The sequence below is a fragment of the Streptomyces sp. MBT53 genome, assembly GCF_016654115.1.
Lineage (GTDB): Bacteria > Actinomycetota > Actinomycetes > Streptomycetales > Streptomycetaceae > Streptomyces.
The window spans coordinates 1-486 of sequence record NZ_JAEQAZ010000502.1 but is presented as its reverse complement, the minus strand read 5'-3'; the positions used below and the strand labels follow the sequence as shown (position 1 = coordinate 486).

Here is a 486-nt window from a genome sequence, read left to right as displayed (position 1 = left end):
GGGGGTGCCCACGGGGGCGGTGGCGGCGGCGCGGGCGGTGCTCGACGGGGTCGTACGGCGGATGGACCTGCTGGTCGACGACAGCGACGGGGTGGTGCTCGGCGCGCTACGGATCCCCTCGCTCCCCTCCCCCGCGGTGCCCTCGCCCGCCGGCACCGGCCACGCGTCGTGGCTGCGGACCTGCCAGTCGCTGGTACGGACCCTGGTCCCGGCCCGCCCGGCACGGGAGCCGCTCGTCGGTGTACCCCGGTTCGGTCCCGCCCGGCTGCGGGTCGAGGTCGACGGCGTCACCCTGGTCGACCTGGACCAGCCGGTGGAGACGGTCGCCGTGCGGCCGGGGGCGTCGGGGCTGGCCGAGGTGGAGGTGCGCCCGGTGTCGGTGGGCGCGGAGGCGTCACCGCTGTGCGCGCGGGGGCGGTCGGTGACTGTGTCCGGGGCGGACTTCCGGTACCGGGCGGACGCGGTGGTGGCGGGGCTGTCCGTGGG

At 78.4% G+C, this 486-nt stretch carries 1 pseudogene; it reads left to right on the top strand.

Annotated features, from left to right (window positions below):
- Positions 1–486 (top strand): annotated as a pseudogene (locus tag JHN45_RS52485) (diacylglycerol kinase); the annotation flags it as partial.